This window comes from Gordonia aichiensis, from assembly GCF_039946255.1.
Taxonomy (GTDB): domain Bacteria; phylum Actinomycetota; class Actinomycetes; order Mycobacteriales; family Mycobacteriaceae; genus Gordonia; species Gordonia aichiensis_A.
The window spans coordinates 196,368-215,848 of sequence record NZ_JBCDWL010000002.1; the positions used below are offsets into that span (position 1 = coordinate 196,368).

Sequence of the window (19,481 nt, forward strand, 5' to 3'; positions counted from 1 at the left end):
CGGGTCGATTCCGCGCCGGCCGTCAGTCGGCGTTCTGCGGCGGCAGCGTGGCCACCAGAGGTCCGTCGGCCTTGATCGGGCCCATCTTCATCGCGCCGCCCGGCGAGTCCAGCGGACCGTCCTGCCCGGGGAGCGTCTCGGTGAAGAAGTCGGCGTTGTCGGTGATGTACGGCGTCCACTCGTCGGGCACGTCGTCCTCGTAGAAGATGGCCTCCACCGGGCAGACCGGTTCGCAGGCGCCGCAGTCGACGCACTCGTCGGGGTGGATGTACAGGGCCCGGCCGCCCTCGTAGATGCAGTCGACGGGGCACTCCTCCACGCAGGCCCGATCCATCACGTCCACGCAGGGCAGGGCGATCACATAAGCCATGACGTCACTTCCTCGGAGTCAGTGGTTGATCGGTGCGGGGCCGGGCGCTCAGCGGCGCGATGGTGAGAGACGGTTCGCGATGCGAATGCACGGTCAGGTAGCTCAGTCCGTCGGGGCCTGCGGTGAACGACCGCTGCGACAGGCGCGGCAGCCACAGCAGGTCGCCCGCGATGACGGCGACGTCGCCGGTCTCGGTGCCGACGGTTCCCGAGCCCGCGATCACGTGGATCAGCACGTCCACCTCGCCGCCCCGATGGGTGCCGATGGATCCGCCCGCGGACAGTCGGATGAGATTGGAGTCGAGGCCGCGACCGTCGAAGTCGAGCTTCCAGGCGACGTCCGCGGCGTCGACCGGATGCTGCGTCAGTTCCGCGGTGTTGCCGAGCTTGCGGGGTGGCGGCGCCTCGGTCGTCTTGCTGATGCGGATGCGGTAGTCGCGCTTCTCGCGGACCAGGTACTCCCAGCCGTAACCGCCGGGCAGCTTCTCCTCGAACTCGTCGTGCAGATGACGGGGATCGTGGTCGTTGACCAGGATGACGGCTTCGCCGACGGCCAGGGAGTCGAAGAGGCCGAAGATCTTCGGGTGGCGCTGCGGTTTGGGGATCTCGCGGACATCCAGGGTGACGTCGGGCATGAAGCATCCTCTCAATAAAAACAACGAAGACTTGTAAAAAATCTAGCGCGGGCGGCGGCAGTGAGCAACGGTCGGACCCGGCACTGTGCCGGAGCCGACATCCGAGGTAAACCGCCGACGGGATGAACCCGTCGCCTACGGTGTCTACTGAACGCCGACCGTGTCGGCTGAACGATCAACAACCGACATCGTCGGGCCAATCCTCGACAGGCCAAGGGAGCCAGCCCCGGACATGATCACCACACCCGACGGGTCACGCACGGCGACGCACGGCGGCGTCGCGCCCCGCTATGCGATGACCACCCTCGACGAACTCGAAGCCGAATCGATCCACATCTTCCGCGAGGTCGCCGCCACCTTCGAGCGACCGGCGATGCTGTTCTCCGGCGGCAAGGACTCGGTGGTGATGTTCCACCTGGCGCGCAAGGCCTTCTGGCCCGCGCCGGTCCCGTTCCCGCTGATGCACGTGGACACCGGACACAACTTCGACGAGGTCATCGAGTTCCGCGACCGCGTCGTCGAACAGACCGGGGTCAAACTGATCGTCGAGTACGTCCAGGACGACATCGACGCCGGTCGGTCGGTGGAGCAGACCGGCCCCGGCACCTCCCGCAACCGCCTGCAGACGGTCACGCTGCTGCGCGGGATCACCGACAATCGGTTCGACGCGGTCTTCGGCGGCGCCCGGCGCGACGAGGAGAAGGCCCGCGCCAAGGAGCGCTTCTTCTCGTTCCGCGACTCGTTCGGCGCGTGGGATCCGCGCAACCAGCGACCCGAACTGTGGAATCTCTACAACGGGCACTGCGCCCGCGACGAGCACATCCGCGTGTTCCCGCTGAGCAACTGGACCGAACTCGACATCTGGAACTACATCGCCGCCGAGCAGATCGACCTGCCGTCCATCTACTACGCGCACGAGCGGGAGGTGGTCCCGCGCGACGGCATGCTGCTGGCCCAGACCCGTTTCCTGCAGACCTACCCGGGGGAGACCGCGCACACCGAGCGGGTCCGCTTCCGCACGGTCGGCGACGCCACCTGCACCGGATGCGTCGAGAGCGACGCCGACACCCCCGAGAAGGTGATCGCCGAGGTCGCCGCCACCCGCGTCACCGAACGCGGCGCCACCCGCGCCGACGACCGCATCTCCGAGGCCGGCATGGAAGACCGCAAGAAGGAGGGCTACTTCTGATGAGTGTCGATACGGCACCGGGCACCGCCGAACTGCTTCGCATCGCGACCGCCGGCAGCGTCGACGACGGGAAGTCGACCCTGATCGGGCGACTCCTGTACGACTCGAAGTCGATCTTCACCGATCAACTCGAGGCCATCGAACGCACCAGCTCGCAGCGCGGCGACGAGTACGCCGACCTCGCCCTGCTGACCGACGGCCTGCGCGCCGAACGCGAGCAGGGCATCACCATCGACGTCGCCTACCGCTACTTCGCGACCGCCGAACGCAAGTTCATCATCGCCGACTCGCCCGGACACGTGCAGTACACGCGCAACATGGTCACCGGCGCGTCCACCGCCGACCTGGCGATCATCCTGATCGACGCCCGCAAGGGCGTGCTGGAACAGACGCGCCGACACGCCTTCCTGTCGTCGCTGCTGGGCATTCCGCGGCTGACGGTGTGCGTCAACAAGATGGACCTGGTCGACTACTCGCAGGAGCGCTTCGACGAGATCTGCGATGAGATGGTGTCCTTCGCGGCCAAACTCAACGTCGCCGATCTCACGTTCATCCCGATCTCCGCGCTGCGCGGCGACAACGTGGTGGAGCGATCGGCGCAGACCCCCTGGTATGCCGGACGGCCGCTGCTGAGCCACCTGGAGAACGTCTACATCGCCTCCGACCGCAATCTGCGCGACGCCCGCTTCCCGGTCCAGTACGTCATCCGGCCCCAGCGCAGCGACGGCTTCGACCACCGCGCGTTCGCCGGGACCGTCGCCGGCGGCACCTTCGCCGTGGGCGACAAGGTGGTGGCGCTGCCGGGCGGATTCGGCACCACGGTCGCCAAGATCTGGGGGCCGGGCGGCGTCGAACTCGAGGAGGCCTTCGCCTCCCAGGCCGTGTCGATCGCCCTCGACGACGAGATCGACATCGTGCGCGGCGACATGCTGGTGCGGCCGAACAACCGTCCGCACGTGGGCCGGGAACTGGATGCGATGGTGTGCTGGTTCTCCGAGACCACCCAGCTCGCGCCCGGCAGCACCTACCGGATGCTGTGCGGCACCCGCGAGACCCGGGTGCGCGTCGACGGCCTCAACTACCGGCTCGACGTCAACACCCTGCACCGAGACGAGGCCGCGAACTCGTTGGCGCTCAATGAGATCGGCCGGGTGTCGTTGAACACCCAGCAGCCGGTGATGTTCGACGAGTATCGCCGCAACCGCGCCACCGGCAGCTTCATCCTGATCGACGAGGCCACCAACGCCACCGTCGCCGCGGGCATGATCACCGCACCGCTGGCTCACGACACCCAGGTGGTGTGGCAGTCGAGCAAGGTGTCCCGCGAGCAGCGCGCCCATCGCGGCGCGACCCTGTGGCTCACCGGGCTGTCGGCGTCGGGGAAGTCGACGATCGCGATGGAACTGGAGCGCAGGCTCGTCGCGGAGGGGCGGCCCGCGTATCTGCTCGACGGCGACAACCTGCGTCACGGGCTGAACAGCGACCTCGGCTTCGGCGACGACGATCGCCGCGAGAACATCCGCCGAACCGCGGAGGTGGCGTCGCTGTTCGCCGACTCCGGTGCCGTCGCTCTGGTCTCGCTGATCAGCCCGTTCGCCGCTGAGCGACAGCGTGCGCGGGAGATCCACGAAGCCGCCGACCTGCCCTTCTACGAGATCTTCGTCGACACCCCGCTCGACGACTGCGAGGCCCGCGACCCGAAGGGGCTGTACGCCAAGGCGCGGGCAGGGGAGATCACGCAGTTCACCGGCATCGACTCCCCGTACGAGCGGCCGCTGTCGCCGGATCTGGTGGTGCGTCCCGAGGACGGTTCACCGGCGGCGGTCGCCGATGCGATCATGCGGGACCTCGGGCTGTGACGCCGACGCTGCTCGCGGTCTGATCTGCGTCGGGAGTTGTCGCCCAGAGAGACAACTCCCGACGCAGATCTTTCCCCGGCGCAGGCGGTTCACCGCACCCCCGCCTGCTCGACCATCATCATCGCGACGACGAACACGCCGCCCTGCGCCAGCGCGAAGCCGATGGCGGCCGGAAACGCCCGACGCTGCCGGAACAGCAGCGTCGTGCACGCGACCAGGGAGGCGGCCAGGAGGCCGAAGCCGGCGAGGACGGACAGGCCCATCGCGCGGTCGATCCACACGCTGCCGCCGCAGTCCACCGCCGGACCGCACGGGTCGGTCATCATGATCCCGGCTGCGCTCAGCAGGAAGGTGACGGCCGCCGCGACGATCTGCACGACCCAGCACAGCGCGCACGCGAAGAAGTCGACCGCGGTCGTCGACCGGCTGCGGCGGGGGAGCGGTCGGCCGGCGGACCGGTCCGGCGCGCTCATCGGGCCGACCCGGCGGCCAGGACCCGCAGGGCGCGTCGCACGTCCTGCCCGGTGATCGTCATCAGGTCCGCATCGGCGAGGGCGGCGAGGTCGGGCCGCGACGCCAGGCGCACCTCCCGCTCCTCCTCGGCGGCCTCCACGACGTTCCGGACGAAACGTGCATTGCCCGCCACATCGGAGGCGCGCCGGCCGTCGACGGTGTCGGCGTAGCGGTCGGTGAACGCCGACTCCAAGGTGACGGCGGCCTCGCCGGACAGGCGGGCATCACGCTGCTGGGCCATCGTTTCGGCGATGCGGGTCAGTTCGCCGGGCGTGTAGGAGGTGAATCGGATGCGGCGTGCGAACCGGGAGGCCAGACCCTCGTTGGCGGACAGCAAGCGGTCGATCTCGTCGTCGTACCCCGCGATGATGACGACCAGGCGGTCCCGGTCGTTCTCCATCCGGGCCAGCAGCGTGTCGAGGGCTTCGCGGCCGAAGGCGTCGCCGCCGGCCAGCCCGTCCTGGATCAGCGTGTAGGCCTCGTCGATCAGCAGGACGCCGTCGAGCGCCGAGTCGATGACGGCGGAGGTCTTCGGGGCCGTCGACCCCAGATGTCGGCCGACGAGATCCTTGCGGCCGACCTCGACGACGGTGTCGGTGGCGAGCAGCCCGAGCGCGCAGTACAGGCGGGCGACGAGTCGTGCGATCGTGGTCTTACCGGTCCCGGGCGGCCCGGTGAACGCCAGGTGCAGACTGCGCGACTGCGTCCGCAGTCCCTTCTCGGCGCGCACGGAGGCCAGCGCGCACGTGGCGCGCAGCCGTTCCACCTGCGCTTTCGCTTCGGTCAGGCCGACCTGCGCGTCGAGCTCGTCGAGGATCGACCGGATGCGGTCGTCGGTCTCGGTCGCGGGGGCCGCGGCGGCTGGCGATCCGGATTCGCCGTCCGCGACGACCAGCCGGTAGCGCGGGTCGTCGAGGGCCCGCCGTGCCTCCGAGAGCCGCGGGTCCAGGGCGTAGGCCTCCTCGAAGCAGGGACGCGCGGCGCCCTCGTCGCCGCGGGTGCGCCACGCCATCCCGGTCAGGAACGCCGCCTGCGGGTGGGCGTTGACCAGCACCGAGTCCCGGACCGCCGCCAGCCGCCGCAGTCCCTCGTCGAACAGCCCGAGCTGCACGCAGGCGGTCCCGGCCAGGAAGTCGACCGCGGCGCGGAGCACCTCGTCGGGCCATTCGATCTGTCCGATCACGTCGAGGACCTCGCGCCATCGCTGCGACCGCAGGGCCACCAGGGCGCGGCAGAACACGACCGACGGGTCGTCGGCCGGCGAGACCTCCCGCAGCACGGCGGCGGCGCCGTCGGCGTCGCCGCCGTCGAGCAGCGAGGCGGCGTAGGCGGCCGCCGCATCGACCGGCCCGGTGATCGGCAGGTCGATGAACATCCCGGTCGGCAGGTGTCCGGCCAGGGTGCCCGGCGCGATCCCCAGCCGTCGTTGCTCGACGCCGATGGTCGCGCGGGCCCGGTACAGGCCGAGCAGGGCGGGACCGGATCGGTCGCCGGTCGCGACCCGGCCGAGCCAGGCATCGCCCATCTCGGGAGCGAACTCGGTGGCGCGGACGAAGGCCCGACGCGCCCGATCGGGGTCGGGCGGCACGCTGCTCGCCAGAATCCCGGCGGCGCCCAGCCCCGCCAGCAGATATTCGCGCGCCGAGGCCCCGCCGCGCTGCGTGATCAGAGCCGAACGAACTGTCCCATCGATCATGTGGTCCCCCCGAACCTCGTGTGGCACCTGGCAGGGTAATCGGGCGCCGATGCCGGCCGCGGGGGAATCGGTCATCTCGCGTGATCGGACCTCGGAGTCGACCGTGTCCGGAGCGACTTGGAATCTCGCATAGACTGTCTAGCGTGAGCGCCCAGGTCGATACCGTTTCCAACGCCGCCGATACCCCCGAGTTGCCGCAGCCCTATGCGGAGCTCGGCCTCAAGGACGACGAATACGCCCGGATCCGTGAGATTCTCGGCCGTCGTCCCACCGAAGCCGAACTGGCGATGTACTCGGTGATGTGGTCGGAGCACTGCAGCTACAAGTCGTCGAAGGTGCATCTGCGTTACTTCGGCGAGACGACGACCGACGAGATGAAGGCCGGCATGCTGGCCGGCATCGGCGAGAACGCCGGTGTCGTCGACGTCGGCGACGGCTGGGCGGTGACGTTCAAGGCGGAATCGCACAACAGCCCGAGCTACGTGGAGCCGTACCAGGGCGCGGCGACCGGTGTGGGCGGCATCGTCCGCGACATCATGGCGATGGGCGCCCGCCCGATCGCGGTGATGGACCAGCTGCGTTTCGGCGCCATCGACCACCCGGACACCCGTCGCGTGCTCGACGGCGCAGTCCGCGGCATCGGCGGCTACGGCAACTCCCTCGGCCTGCCGAACATCGGCGGCGAGACCGTCTTCGACCCCAGCTACCAGGGCAACCCGCTGGTGAACGCGCTGTGCGCCGGCGTCCTGCGCGTCGAAGACCTGCACCTGGCCTTCGCCTCGGGCAAGGGCAACAAGATCATCCTCTTCGGCGCCCGCACCGGCCTCGACGGGATCGGCGGCGTCTCGGTGCTCGCCTCGGCGAACTTCGACGACGACGCCGACGGCCCCAACCGCAAGAAGCTGCCGAGCGTGCAGGTGGGCGACCCGTTCACCGAGAAGGTGCTCATCGAGTGCTGCCTGGACCTGTACCGGGCCGGGCTCGTCGTCGGCATCCAGGACCTGGGTGGCGCGGGCCTGTCGTGCGCCACCAGCGAGCTGGCCGCGGCCGGTGACGGCGGCATGCACATCGTGCTCGACAAGGTCCCGACCCGCGCGGTCGGAATGACCCCCGCCGAGGTGCTCTCGTCGGAGTCGCAGGAGCGCATGTGCGCGGTGGTGACCCCGGAGAACGTCGACGAGTTCATGGCGGTCTGCCGCAAGTGGGACGTCCTCGCCACGGTCATCGGCGAGGTCACCGACGGTGAGAACCTGGTCATCGACTGGCACGGCGAGACGGTCGTCGACGTTCCGCCGCGCACCGTCGCCGACGAGGGCCCCGTGTACAACCGTCCGGTGGAGCGTCCGGACTGGCAGGACGAGCTCGTGGCCTCGACCACGGCGGGCCTGGCGCGGCCGCAGACCGCCGACGAGCTGCGCGAGACCTTCCTGAAGCTGCTCGCCAGCCCCGCGCTGTGCAGCCGCAAGTTCATCACCGAGCAGTACGACCGCTACGTCCGCGGCAACACCGTCCTCGCGGAGAACGCCGACTCCGGCGTCATCCGGATCGACGAGGAGACCGGTCGCGGCATCGCGATCGCGACCGACGCGTCCGGCCGCTACACCTACCTCGATCCGTACGCGGGTGCGCAGCTGGCGCTGGCCGAGGCCTACCGCAACGTGGTGGTCACCGGTGCGACGCCGCGCGCGGTCACCAACTGCCTCAACTTCGGTTCGCCCGAGGACCCCGCCGTCATGTGGCAGTTCAGCCAGGCCGTCCGCGGTCTGGCCGACGGCTGCGCCCAGCTGGGGATCCCGGTGACCGGTGGCAACGTCAGCTTCTACAACCAGACCGGCTCCACGCCGATCCTGCCGACCCCGGTGGTCGGCGTGCTCGGCGTCATCGACGACGTCCGGCGGCGTACTCCCACCGGCATCGGCACCGAGCCGGGCGAGACGCTGATCCTGCTCGGCGACACCCGCGACGAGTTCGACGGGTCCATCTGGGCCCAGGTGGAGCACGACCACCTCGGCGGCGTGCCGCCGCAGGTCGACCTGGAGCGCGAACGGCTGCTCGGGGAGATCCTGGTCGCCGCCTCGCGTGACGGACTGGTCTCGGCCGCGCACGACCTCTCGGAGGGCGGCCTGATTCAGGCCGTCGCCGAGGCCGCGCTCGCCGGGGAGACCGGCTGCCGCATCATCCTGCCCGCCGACGCCGACCCGTTCGTCACGCTGTTCTCGGAGTCGACCGGCCGCGTGCTGGTCGCGGTTCCGCGCACCGAGGAGTCGCGGTTCTGCTCGATGCTCGACGCCCGCCAGCTGCCGTGGACGCGGATCGGCGTCGTCGACCAGGGCAGCGACGCGCTCGAGGTCCAGGGCCAGTTCGAGGTGAAGCTCGACGAACTGCGCGAGGTTCACGAAGGGACGCTGCCCAAGGTCTTCGGCTAGGTCGTATGTGGAAGAACTGACTGCCGAGTATCGGCATCCGACGCCGGCGGCGCCGCGGAGAAGTCCGCGCGCCGCCGTTCGTCGTTCGTCGATGCGGTTCGGGTCGGAGGTGACCCGGCTGATGCGGGTGCTTCGGATCGACCCGCCCGGGCTGGTGGTCGGCACGATCTTCTACACGTGGTCGCTGACGCCCTCGCTGCTGCCCCGCAACTGGGCCTTTCAGGGACTCATCGGCGGCATCGCGGCGGCCACCGGCTATGCGGTCGGTGCGGTGATCGCACTCGCCGTCGAACGGTTGTTGCTGCCGAAGGCGACGTGGTGGCCGCCTCCGCCGCGGGTGCGTCGGTGGCTGCGGATCGGCGTCCCGGTGCTGTGCCTGGCGGCGTCGCTGGTCGCGCTGTACTACGGCGTCGGCTGGCAGGACGAGCTCGCGTCGCTGATGGGGGCGGCCGAGCCGACCTTCCTGGGCTACCTGCGCGCGATGGCGATGAGCGTCGGCGTGGCGGTCGCGATCGTCGGAGCCTTCCGGCTGCTGCGGGACGTCGGGCGATGGTTGGCGCGAAAGCTCAACCGGCTCTTCAAGATTCCACGGCGGGTGGCCGGGGTGCTGTCGTTGGTGGTGGTGCTCTTCGTGACCTACGCGCTGATCGACGGGGTGGCCGTCCGGGGCGGATACATGGCGCTCAACGCAGCCTTCAGCGCTTCCAACGACACCACGCGCGACGGCGCCGTGCGGCCGACCCTGCCGGAGAAGTCGGGCAGCCCGCAGTCGCTCGCCCGATGGGACACGCTCGGTTTCGAGGGGCGCAACTTCGTCTCCGGTGGCATCCGGGCCGCTGAGCTGGCGCACTTCAACGGCAGGCCCGCGCTGGAGCCGATCCGCGTCTACGCCGGCCTGGAATCGGCCGACGGACCCGATGCGCAGATGCGGCTGATCGTCGACGAGCTCGAACGCACCGGGGCGTTCGAGCGGTCGACCATCGTCGTCATCCCGACCACCGGCACCGGCTGGGTGAATCCCACCGCGGCGCAGACCTTCGAACTGGTCGCGAACGGCGACATCGCCCTCGTCGCCGCCCAGTACTCGTATCTGCCGAGCTGGATGTCGTTCCTGGCTGACCGACGCGAGGCCGCCGACGCCGGACGTCGTCTGGTGAACGCCGTGCACGCCCGCTGGCTCGCCGAACCCGCCGCGCATCGTCCCCGACTGTTCGTCTACGGCGAGAGCCTGGGCACGCAGGCGGGGGAGGGCGCCTTCGACGACCTCAACGACATCCGGTCCACCGTCGACGGGGTGCTGTGGGTGGGGCCGCCGAACTCGAACCGGCTGTGGCACTCCCTGGTCGAGCGACGAGACCCCGGAACCCCGGAAGCGGACCCGACCTACGCGAACGGACTGGTGGTCCGCTTCGCGAACGACGCCGCCGGCATCTGGCGAAATCCCGACGAGTGGTTGTCGCCGCGGGTGCTCTACATTCAACACCGCTCCGATCCGGTGGTCTGGTGGTCGCCGTCGCTGCTGTACCGCAAACCCGACTGGCTCGCCGAACCCGCGAGCGGCGATCGAACGCCGACCATGCGCTGGTATCCGTTCGTGACGTTCTGGCAGGTCACCGCCGATCTCGGCAACGCCGCCGGCGTCCCGGACGGGCACGGCCACAACTACGGGACGGTGATCCTCGACGGCTGGGTCGCGGTGACTCAGCCCGCGGGCTGGACCGCCGCCGACACCGCTCGTGTGCGCGGCGCGCTCGAGGCGCTGCGCGGTCACGACGGCCCGGAGAAGTAGTCGGGTGTCGGTGCACCCGACTACGGGTTCGTAGGATGAGCGCGCACCGAAACGAACAGCCAGGCGGAGCGCTTGGCGTGAAGGACTGCTGATGACATACCCGCCCGGCCCACCGAATCCCGCCGATCCCACCCCGGACCCGTTCGCGCAGACACAGATCGGGCCGACGGCGCAGCCCTTCGGCGACGGGTGGCCGCCCGCGCCCGGATCGGTTCCCGCGGCGAACCCGTACGACGCTCCCCAGTTCGGGAGCGCGCCGTACGGGGAAGGGGCACCGTGGGGAGCGGAAGGGGCGCCGTGGGGAGACTCGCCGTACGCGCCGGGCGGGACGGGTGGCGCCCACCCCGGGCACCCGTCGCCGCCGGGATATCCGGCCCCTGCCGGATGGATGCCGATGGGGTCGGCCGGTTCTCCGCCATCCGCTCCCGGGTACGGGCCGTCTCCCGGGAGCGGGCACGCCCAGATCGCGACCATCGGTCAGCGCTTCCTCGCACGCCTGCTCGACACCGTGCTGTACGCGATCGTCTACGGCATCGGCATCGGACTCGGCATCGGCGCCCTTGCGGAGTCGATGGAATGCCACCGCGACGCCTACGGCTACCAGCGATGCACAGACCCGAGCGGCGCCGGCATCGCGAGCTTCCTGATCCTCGTCGCGGTCGTGCTGGTGATCGGTCTGCTGTACGAATGGCTGATGATCGGCCTGGTCGGCGCCACCCTCGGCAAGATGGCGGTCCGGCTCCGGGTCGTCGACCAGTACACGGGACAGCCGATCGGACTGGGATCGGCGTTCGTGCGCCAGCTGATCCCGTTCCTGGGCGCATTCGTGTGCATCGGGCAACTGGTGGTGTACCTGTCGCCGCTGTTCGACTCCTCCGGCCGGATGCAGGGCTGGCACGACAAGGCGGCGAACGACTTGGTGATCGTCCGGCCGTGAACCCCGGGGCGCAGCCGCTGGGTCGCCGACTCGGGCGTCCGGCGATCATCGGCGGGGTCGGCGCAGCCGTCTGCGCGGCGGTGTGGATCGGTCGCCCCTCCGAGCCGGGCGGCATCCTCCCACCGTGCCCGATCAAGGTGCTGCTGAACATCGACTGTCCCGGCTGCGGGGCCACCCGCGCACTCGATGCACTGATGCACGGGGATCCGGGGGCGGCGATGCACTTCAACGCGTTGGCGGTCGTCGCCTTCCTGGCGCTGGTCGTCGGCTATCTCGGGTACGTGGTCGGCCGATGGCGCGGCCGACCGATCGTCGCCGACTGGACGCGGTGGCGACCGGCGTCGAAGGCGGTGCTGGTCCTGGTCGTCGTCTGGTTCGTCGTTCGCAACGTTCCCGTTGCGCCGTTCACCGGGCTGCAGGTGTGAGCGGCGGCCGGTTCATCCGCAGCTCTGCTTCGGCGAAGGCGGCCTCGGCGTCTGGTCGGTCGGCGCCGTGGCCGACGGCGAGGGTGATCAGTCCGTCGCGCGCCACCAGGTCGTGTGCGCCCGTGAGGTGACCGGCGATGGACAGCATCGACAGTCCGTGCACGGTGCTCCAGACGACGCCCGCGCGGATCAGCAGGGTGGCGTCGTCGATCGTCGCCGCCGAGGCGGCGCGGACGGCGCCGACCATCGTCGAGAACGCTGCGCGGCCGGCGACAGAGTCGGTCGGTGCGCCGTGCTGCAGCAGCGGCATCCGCTGAGCCGACGGCCAATCCGGTGACGTGTACTGGAACATCAACGTGTACAGCCGCGGGTGCGAGGTGGCGAACTGCAGATATCGAAGCCCCTGATGCATGAGGTCGGCGAGCGGATCGTCGGAGGCGCCGCATGCCGACAGTTCGGTGCCGAGTTCTGCGAAACCCCGTTCGCAGACCTCACCGGCGACCGCGCCGAGGCTCCCGAAGCGGGTGTACACCGCCATCGTCGAGGTCCCCGCCTCCTGCGCCAGCCGCCGGACGGTCAGTGCCTCCACTCCGTCCACGGCGATCAGACGGTATGCCGCGTTTGCGAGGTCGTCGCGCACGGAGTCTGTCCGGCCCTCTTCACGTTCGGTCATAACTGCGTTATTCTTCCCCTATAACGTCGTTATGACGAACTTGGAGGTGCCCGATGACCACGAATCGATTCCTCGCCGACGAGTACGCGCCCGTCCGGACCGAGCTCACCGAAGAGCGTCTGGCGGTGACCGGACGGCTCCCGGACTGGCTCGACGGCCGCTACCTGCGCAACGGACCCAACCCCATCGCCGACGTCGACCCCGACACCTACAACTGGTTCACCGGCGACGGCATGGTGCACGGGGTCCGACTGTCGGGCGGAGACGCCCTCTGGTATCGGAATCGCTGGGTCGACTCGGTCTGCACCGGACGCCGTCTCGGCAGGCCCGGACCCGACGAGCGCGGTCGTTCGTTCCTGCACGGCATCGGGGCCAACACCAACGTCATCGGCTTCGGTGGTCGCACCCTGGCGCTGGTGGAGGCCGGGTTGCCCTGCGCGGAACTGTCCGACGAGCTCGACACCCTCGACGTGTGCGACTTCGACGGCACCGTCCTCGGCGGCTTCACCGCCCATCCGCTCGAAGACCCGGCCACCGGTGAGCTGCACGCGGTCAGCTACCACTTCGGCCGCGGCGACAAGGTGAGGTACTCGGTGATCGGCGTCGACGGCCGTGAGCGTCGCCACGTCGACATCACGGTGGGCGGCAGCCCGATGATGCACGCCTTCTCGCTCACGGATTCGACGGTGGTCGTCTACGACCTGCCCGTCACCTTCGACGTGCGCACCGCGACCGCGACCTCGGTCCCGGCACCGCTCCGGCCGCTGGCGCGCCTGGCGATGTCGGCGCTGGTGGGGCGGGTGCCGATGCCGCACGCCATGGCTGAACGCATGCCCGCCGGCGGCCCCGGATCGCTGCCGTACCGCTGGAACCGGAACTATCGTCCGCGGGTCGGCCTGATGCCGCGCGACGGGGACGACGCCGACGTCGTCTGGATCGATGTCGATCCGTGTTACGTCTACCATCCGGTCAACGCGCACGACGTGGACGGCACCGTCGTCGTCGACCTCGTCGTGCACGAGCGGACCTTCGACGCGGATGCGTCCGGGCCCACCGAGGGGCGCGCGCGGCTGGAGCGGTGGACGCTGGATCCGATGCGGCGGACCTGTCGGCGCGCGCCGCTGTGGGACGCCGAGGTCGAGTTCCCGCGGATCGACGATCGGTTCACCGGGCGAGCACATGAGGCGGGCTGGTTGATCGGCGCCGGCGCCGGCGGAGACCTGTTCGGCTCCACGCTCGCCCGGATCCCCGCAGACGGCCGCGAACCCGTGACTCGCCGGTTCGGCGACCACACCCGACTCGGTGAGTTCGTCTTCGTTCCGCGTCGCCCCGATGCCGCCCAGGGCGACGGAGCGGTCCTCGGCTTCGTCACCGATCTCGCCGCCGACACGACGCGACTGGCGGTGCTCGACGCCCAGACGCTCGACGACATCGCCTCCGTCGCGCTCCCGCAGCGCGTCCCGGCGGGCTTCCACGGCAACTGGCTGCCGGCCCGGTCCTGACGAACGTCGACGCTCGGCGCCGCGCGGCGCTAACGTGACGCGCATGACGCTGCGCGTAGTCGAATGGTCCACCGGAACGGTCGGCAGGCATGCGATCGCGGGCGTCGACGCCCACCCCGATCTGGAGCTGGTGGGAGTGTGGGTGTCCGATCCGCAGAAGGTCGGCGTCGACGCCGGGCGCCTGGCCGGCCTCGACCGCGACCTCGGTGTGATCGCCACCGATGACCGCGATGAACTGCTCGCCCTGCGCCCCGACGCCATCGTGCACACCGCGATGACCGACGACCGCGTGGTGGAGGCGATCGGCGACCTGACCGCGTTCCTCGCCGCCGGGATCAACGTCGTCTCCTCCGGCCCGGTGATCCTGCAGTACCCGTACGGCGTCCTGCCCGAGGCGATGATCGGCCCGATCGACGAGGCGGCGCGGGCCGGTGGGGTCAGCCTGCACGTCAACGGCATCGATCCCGGCTTCGCGAACGACGTCCTGCCGCTGGCGATGACCAGCCTGTCGCAGCAGATCGACGAGGTCCGCTGCCAGGAGATCGCCGACTACTCCACCTACTATCAGCCGGTGGTGATGGGCGAGCTGTTCGGCTTCGGGAAGCCGATGGACGCCGAGCCGATGATTCTGGCGCCCGGCGTGCTGTCGCTGGCGTGGGGGAGCGTGGTCCGTCAGCTCGCCGCCGGCCTCGGGGTGACCCTGGACGAGCCGCTGGTGGAACGGCATCGGCGGGTGGCCGCCGACCGCGACTACGAGACGGTCTCGGTACCGATCCCGGCCGGGACGATGGCCGCGCTGCACTTCGAGGTGGCGGGGCAGGTCGGCGGCGTCGACCGCGTGGTGCTGGAGCACTACACGCGAACCCATCCCGACCAGTGCCCGGACTGGCCGCGACCGGCAGACGGCGACGGCTGCTACCGGATCCTGATCTCCGGCGAGCCGACGATGACCGTCGAAGTGGGCCATCACGGGCGAGAAGGCGACCACAACGTGTCGGGAATGATCGTCACCGCGATGCGCCTGGTCAACTCGGTGCCGGCGGTGGTCGCCGCCGAACCGGGCATCGTCACCGCGCTCGACATGCCCTTGGTGACGGGCCGGGGGCTGGTGACCGGCAGCTGACCGCGGACCGACCGGGGCGACATGATCGGGCGGAAGGCGAGCGGGAGACGTTGACCGGCCCGCGAGAACGGGTACGACGTCGCCCGCGGCGATCACGCACCCGCGCACTACGATCGGTGGCATGACGCTCGGGCTGACCGCTGATCTGCACACCCACACCGCGTACTCGGACGGCACCGACAGTCCGGCTCAGCTCCTGGCCGCGGCTGCGGCGGCGGGCCTGACCACCGTCGGACTCACCGACCACGACACGGCGGCCGGCTGGGACGAGACCGCGGCGCACGTCCCCGCGGGCATGCGCGTGCTGCCGGGCGCCGAGTTCTCGACCAAGCACCCGGCGCCCGACGGTGCGCTGGTGTCGGTGCACCTGCTCGGCTATCTCTTCGACCGCCACGATTCGGGGATCGTCGGCGAGTGGGACCGCATCCGCGACGAACGCAGGGGGCGCGGCGCCCGGATCGTGGCGAACCTCGTCGCCGCCGGCTATCCGATCACCCTGGAGCGGGTGCGCGAGATCTCCGGCCCCAGCAGTATCAGCCGCCCGCACATCGCCCGGGCCCTGATGGAGGCCGGGGCCGTCGGCTCGATCGGCGAGGCGTTCGACGACCTCCTGCACGATCACAGTCCCTACTACGCGGCACTGCGGTCCACGTCGTTGCGCGAGGGAATCGGACTCATCGTCGACGCCGGAGGCGTGCCCGTGATCGCTCACCCGCGCGCCCGCGCCGCGGCGCCGGTCCTGACCGCGCAGGTCATCGAGTCGCTGGTGCCGCACGGGCTCGCCGGGCTGGAGGTGCGCCACCCCGACCACGACGCCGCCGCCCGCGCCGAACTGGCCGACATCGCGACGAACCTCGGGCTGCTCCAGACCGGATCCAGCGACTACCACGGCGACAACAAGGAGCTGCGCCTCGGGCAGGAGCGGACACCCGACGACGTCGTCGAGGCGATCATCGACCGCGGTGCCGTGGCGCCGTTCGGCGCGTGAGACGGGAACACTGGAACCGTGGCACCCCGAGACAGAGCCGACCCCGCGCAGACGCGCGCCGCAGTGCTGGCCGTGGCCGACTGGCTGCGCGATGAGACCGCGCCGAAGCCCGGTCGCGCGGCACTGGCCGCCGCGGTCCGGCTCACCGCGCGCACCGTCGCGCAGGATGCGCCCGGCAACGCCGTCGAGCTGCGTGTGCCGCCTTTCGTCGCCGTCCAGTGCATCGAGGGGGTCAGGCACACGCGCGGCACACCGCCGAACGTGATGGAGACGACGCCGCGGGACTGGCTGCTGCTGGCGACGGGGCTGCTGACTTTCGACGACGCCGTCGACGCCCACCGGGTCAGCGTCTCCGGCCATCGGGCCGGTGATGTCGCACACCTGCTGCCAGTGATTCCGCTCGCGTAGAATTCTGCTGGATTTCAAGAAGTCCGAGCCGGGACCGTAGAATGTGGTAACGGTAACGCCCGCCAAGCCCATGAAACCGGAGCGTCTCACGTGACCGACAAGTCGATACACTCTCCGAACCTGCTGACCCAGCCCGGATGCGGCCGATCGTCGCACCCTGTCGAGGCAGACCAGCCCGAGAACGAACCCCGCGAGGAGTGCGGCGTGTTCGGCGTCTGGGCTCCCGGAGAAGACGTCGCAAAGATGACCTACTACGGTCTGTACGCACTGCAGCACCGCGGGCAGGAGGCCGCGGGCATCTCCGTCGGCGACGGCGCGCAGGTGCTCGTGTTCAAGGACCTCGGACTGGTGAGTCAGGTCTTCGACGAGCAGACCCTCGCCTCGATGGTCGGCCACATCGCCGTCGGTCACTGCCGGTACTCGACCACCGGTTCCACCACGTGGGAGAACTCGCAGCCGATCTTCCGCACCACCGCGGCGGGGAGCGGGCTGGCCTTGGGGCACAACGGCAACCTCGTCAACACCGCGGAGCTCGCCGATCGGGCGCGTGCCCTGGGCATCTACGGGACGGGCGCGGGCAACGCCGCGACCTCCGACTCCGACATCCTGGCCGCCCTGCTCGCTCACGGCGCCGCCGACAAGACGCTCGAGCAGTCGGCGATGGAACTGCTGCCGACGGTCGAGGGCGCCTTCTGCCTGACCTTCCAGGACGAGCACACGCTGTACGCGGCACGCGACCCGCACGGGGTGCGCCCGCTGTCGCTGGGTCGCCTCGATCGCGGCTGGGTGGTCGCCTCCGAGACCGCCGCCCTCGACATCGTCGGTGCCTCCTTCGTCCGCGACATCGAGCCGGGCGAACTCCTGGCGATCGACGCCGACGGCGTCCGCAGCCAGCGATTCGCCGAGCCGACCCCGCACGGCTGCGTCTTCGAGTACGTGTACCTGGCGCGCCCGGACAGCGTGATCCACGGTCGGTCGGTGCACTCGACCCGCGTCGAGATTGGTCGCCGGTTGGCCCGCGAACAGCCCGCCGAGGGCGACCTGGTGATCCCGGTTCCCGAATCGGGTACCCCGGCCGCGGTCGGTTACGCGCAGGAGTCGGGCATCCCCTACGGGCAGGGTCTGATGAAGAACGCCTACGTCGGCCGTACCTTCATTCAGCCTTCGCAGACGATCCGCCAGCTCGGCATCCGGTTGAAGCTCAACCCGCTGCGGGAGGTCATCCGCGGTAAGCGGCTGGTGGTCGTCGACGATTCGATCGTCCGCGGCAACACGCAGCGCGCACTGATCCGGATGCTCCGCGAAGCCGGCGCCGCCGAAGTCCACGTCCGGATCGCGTCGTCACCGGTGCGCTGGCCGTGCTTCTACGGCATCGATTTCGCTTCGCCGGCCGAGCTGATCGCGAACGGATCGGACTCGAAAGAGGCGATGGTCGAGAGCGTGCGGCAGGCGATCGACGCCGACTCGCTCGGCTACATCACCATCGACGAGATGATCAACGCCACCGAGCAGCCGCGCGAGAAGCTGTGTGCGGCTTGCTTTGACGGCAAGTACCCGATCAAGCTGCCGGCCGAGACCACCATGGGCAAGGCCGTGCTGGAGAGCATGCTGAAGGGATCGGCCGACGGCGTCGATCCGCTGACCGCGTCGAACGACAATGTCAGCGCCGTGATGCGCCCCTGACTCGGTCTGTTCCCCAGACCGCCCGAATCACTTCCGCACTCAGGTACCGTGAGTGCGTCCCACCGCCCGAACGGCTGTTTTCAGCTGTCGACTTTCAGGAGAATCAAGAATATGACCGACGGGTCTGCCGACAAGCCGACGGCCGGCGCTTCCTACGCCGCAGCCGGCGTGGACATCGACGCCGGTGAGCGTGCGGTCGAGCTGTTCGCGCCGCACGCGAAGCGCGCCACGCGGCCGGAGGTGCTCGGTGGACTGGGCGGCTTCGCCGGTCTGTTCTCGCTGAAGGGTGACTACCGGGAGCCGGTGCTCGCGGCCTCGAGCGACGGTGTCGGCACCAAGCTCGTCATCGCGCAGGCGATGGACAAGCACGACACCGTGGGCCGGGACCTGGTCGCCATGGTCGTCGACGACCTGGTCGTGTGCGGCGCCGAACCGCTGTTCCTGCAGGACTACATCGCCATCGGCAAGGTCATCCCGGAGATGGTCGCCGACATCGTCAAGGGCATCGCCGACGGCTGCGTCGACGCCGGCTGCGCGCTGCTCGGCGGCGAGACGGCCGAGCATCCGGGCGTCATGGAGGACGGCCACTACGACATCTCGGCGACGGGCGTCGGCGTGGTGGAGGCCGACTCGATCCTGGGACCGGACCGCGTGCGGGCGGGCGACGTCGTCATCGCGATGGGCTCGTCGGGCCTGCACTCGAACGGTTACTCGCTGGCCCGCAAGGTGCTGCTCGACTGGGGTCGCATGGATCTGTCGGGGCACGTGGAGGAGTTCGGCCGCAGCCTCGGTGAGGAACTGCTGGAGCCGACTCGCATCTACGCGAAGGACTGCCTGGCGCTGGCGGCCGAGAGCGACGTCCGCACGTTTGCACACGTCACCGGCGGCGGCCTGGCCGACAACCTCGGCCGTGTGCTGCCCGCGGGTCTCACCGCGGAGCTGGAGCGCAACACGTGGACGCCGGCACCGATCTTCTCGCTGATCGCCCAGCGCGGTCGCGTGGAGCGTGCGGAGATGGAGCGGACCTTCAACATGGGCGTCGGTATGGTCGCGATCGTGTCGCCCGAGGACACCGACCGCGCCCAGGCCATCCTGACCGCCCGCCACGTCGACAACTGGGTCCTGGGCACGGTCAAGCGCGGCGAGCCCGGCGCCCCCGGCTCGGCCACCCTGATCGGCGATCACCCCCGCTTCTAGGCGATTGGGCCGTTCTCAAGCTGAGCGAGTGAGCGGCCGGAACGTTCCAGGGTGATCGAGTAAGCGACC

General features: G+C 70.0%; 17 protein-coding genes. 12 read left to right on the forward strand and 5 right to left on the reverse strand.

What is annotated here, in order from left to right:
* Positions 1–22 precede the first annotated feature (22 nt).
* On the reverse strand, positions 23–370 hold the full coding sequence (gene fdxA, locus AAFO60_RS03820) for a ferredoxin (protein WP_347954839.1): 348 nt from the start codon (positions 368–370) through the stop codon (positions 23–25).
* Between the two features lie 4 nt (positions 371–374).
* Positions 375–1,004: a DUF2249 domain-containing protein gene (locus AAFO60_RS03825; RefSeq protein ID WP_347954840.1), complete on the reverse strand. Its 630-nt coding sequence runs from the start codon at positions 1,002–1,004 to the stop codon at positions 375–377.
* A 232-nt stretch (positions 1,005–1,236) separates the two neighbouring features.
* On the opposite strand from AAFO60_RS03825, the gene cysD reads away from it, so the two are divergent.
* Together cysD and cysC are read left to right on the forward strand one after the other, a co-directional pair.
* The gene (gene cysD / locus AAFO60_RS03830; RefSeq protein ID WP_347954841.1) at positions 1,237–2,193 is read left to right on the forward strand and encodes a sulfate adenylyltransferase subunit CysD; all 957 of its coding nucleotides are present in this window, start codon (positions 1,237–1,239) and stop codon (positions 2,191–2,193) included.
* Positions 2,193–4,052, forward strand: coding sequence for an adenylyl-sulfate kinase (cysC, locus tag AAFO60_RS03835; RefSeq protein WP_347954842.1), 1,860 nt, complete (start codon positions 2,193–2,195; stop codon positions 4,050–4,052). Before cysD ends, cysC begins: the two co-directional genes overlap by 1 nt.
* A gap of 89 nt (positions 4,053–4,141) precedes the next feature.
* Here the strand turns inward: cysC and AAFO60_RS03840 are convergent, their stop codons facing one another.
* Both AAFO60_RS03840 and eccA read right to left on the reverse strand, forming a co-directional pair.
* Positions 4,142–4,525 carry a hypothetical protein gene (locus AAFO60_RS03840; RefSeq protein WP_347954843.1) on the reverse strand — a complete coding sequence of 128 codons (384 nt, stop codon included), beginning with the start codon at positions 4,523–4,525 and terminating at the stop codon, positions 4,142–4,144.
* The gene (gene eccA, locus AAFO60_RS03845) at positions 4,522–6,261 is read right to left on the reverse strand and encodes a type VII secretion AAA-ATPase EccA (RefSeq protein ID WP_347954844.1); all 1,740 of its coding nucleotides are present in this window, start codon (positions 6,259–6,261) and stop codon (positions 4,522–4,524) included. Before eccA ends, AAFO60_RS03840 begins: the two co-directional genes overlap by 4 nt.
* A 143-nt stretch (positions 6,262–6,404) precedes the next feature.
* Here eccA and purL point away from each other — a divergent pair, with 143 nt between their 5' ends.
* From purL to AAFO60_RS03865, 4 genes are all read left to right on the forward strand, one after another.
* Positions 6,405–8,687: a phosphoribosylformylglycinamidine synthase subunit PurL gene (gene purL / locus AAFO60_RS03850; protein WP_347954845.1), complete on the forward strand. Its 2,283-nt coding sequence runs from the start codon at positions 6,405–6,407 to the stop codon at positions 8,685–8,687.
* A gap of 91 nt (positions 8,688–8,778) precedes the next feature.
* Positions 8,779–10,476, forward strand: coding sequence for an alpha/beta hydrolase (locus AAFO60_RS03855; RefSeq protein ID WP_347955074.1), 1,698 nt, complete (start codon positions 8,779–8,781; stop codon positions 10,474–10,476).
* Between the two features lie 91 nt (positions 10,477–10,567).
* Positions 10,568–11,413, forward strand: coding sequence for an RDD family protein (locus tag AAFO60_RS03860; RefSeq protein WP_347954846.1), 846 nt, complete (start codon positions 10,568–10,570; stop codon positions 11,411–11,413).
* Entirely contained in the window at positions 11,410–11,838 is a 429-nt protein-coding gene (locus AAFO60_RS03865) for a DUF2752 domain-containing protein (protein WP_347954847.1), read from the forward strand. Before AAFO60_RS03860 ends, AAFO60_RS03865 begins: the two co-directional genes overlap by 4 nt.
* On the opposite strand, the gene AAFO60_RS03870 is transcribed toward AAFO60_RS03865, so the two are convergent.
* Positions 11,819–12,511: a TetR/AcrR family transcriptional regulator gene (locus AAFO60_RS03870; protein WP_347954848.1), complete on the reverse strand. Its 693-nt coding sequence runs from the start codon at positions 12,509–12,511 to the stop codon at positions 11,819–11,821. The genes AAFO60_RS03865 and AAFO60_RS03870 overlap by 20 nt on opposite strands.
* Before the next feature lie 53 nt (positions 12,512–12,564).
* Here AAFO60_RS03870 and AAFO60_RS03875 point away from each other — a divergent pair, with 53 nt between their 5' ends.
* From AAFO60_RS03875 to purM, 6 genes are all read left to right on the forward strand, one after another.
* Positions 12,565–14,013, forward strand: a complete 1,449-nt coding sequence (locus AAFO60_RS03875) for a carotenoid oxygenase family protein (protein ID WP_347954849.1) — start codon at positions 12,565–12,567, stop codon at positions 14,011–14,013.
* Between the two features lie 43 nt (positions 14,014–14,056).
* Complete coding sequence (locus AAFO60_RS03880; protein WP_347954850.1) at positions 14,057–15,136, forward strand: NAD(P)H-dependent amine dehydrogenase family protein; 1,080 nt, start codon at positions 14,057–14,059, stop codon at positions 15,134–15,136.
* A gap of 121 nt (positions 15,137–15,257) precedes the next feature.
* On the forward strand, positions 15,258–16,124 hold the full coding sequence (locus AAFO60_RS03885; protein ID WP_347954851.1) for a PHP domain-containing protein: 867 nt from the start codon (positions 15,258–15,260) through the stop codon (positions 16,122–16,124).
* A gap of 18 nt (positions 16,125–16,142) precedes the next feature.
* The gene (locus tag AAFO60_RS03890; protein ID WP_347954852.1) at positions 16,143–16,532 is read left to right on the forward strand and encodes a sterol carrier family protein; all 390 of its coding nucleotides are present in this window, start codon (positions 16,143–16,145) and stop codon (positions 16,530–16,532) included.
* Between the two features lie 90 nt (positions 16,533–16,622).
* On the forward strand, positions 16,623–18,215 hold the full coding sequence (gene purF, locus AAFO60_RS03895) for an amidophosphoribosyltransferase (RefSeq protein WP_424308311.1): 1,593 nt from the start codon (positions 16,623–16,625) through the stop codon (positions 18,213–18,215).
* Positions 18,216–18,326: 111 nt separating this feature from the next.
* Positions 18,327–19,412 carry a phosphoribosylformylglycinamidine cyclo-ligase gene (purM, locus tag AAFO60_RS03900; RefSeq protein ID WP_347954853.1) on the forward strand — a complete coding sequence of 362 codons (1,086 nt, stop codon included), beginning with the start codon at positions 18,327–18,329 and terminating at the stop codon, positions 19,410–19,412.
* Positions 19,413–19,481 lie beyond the last annotated feature (69 nt).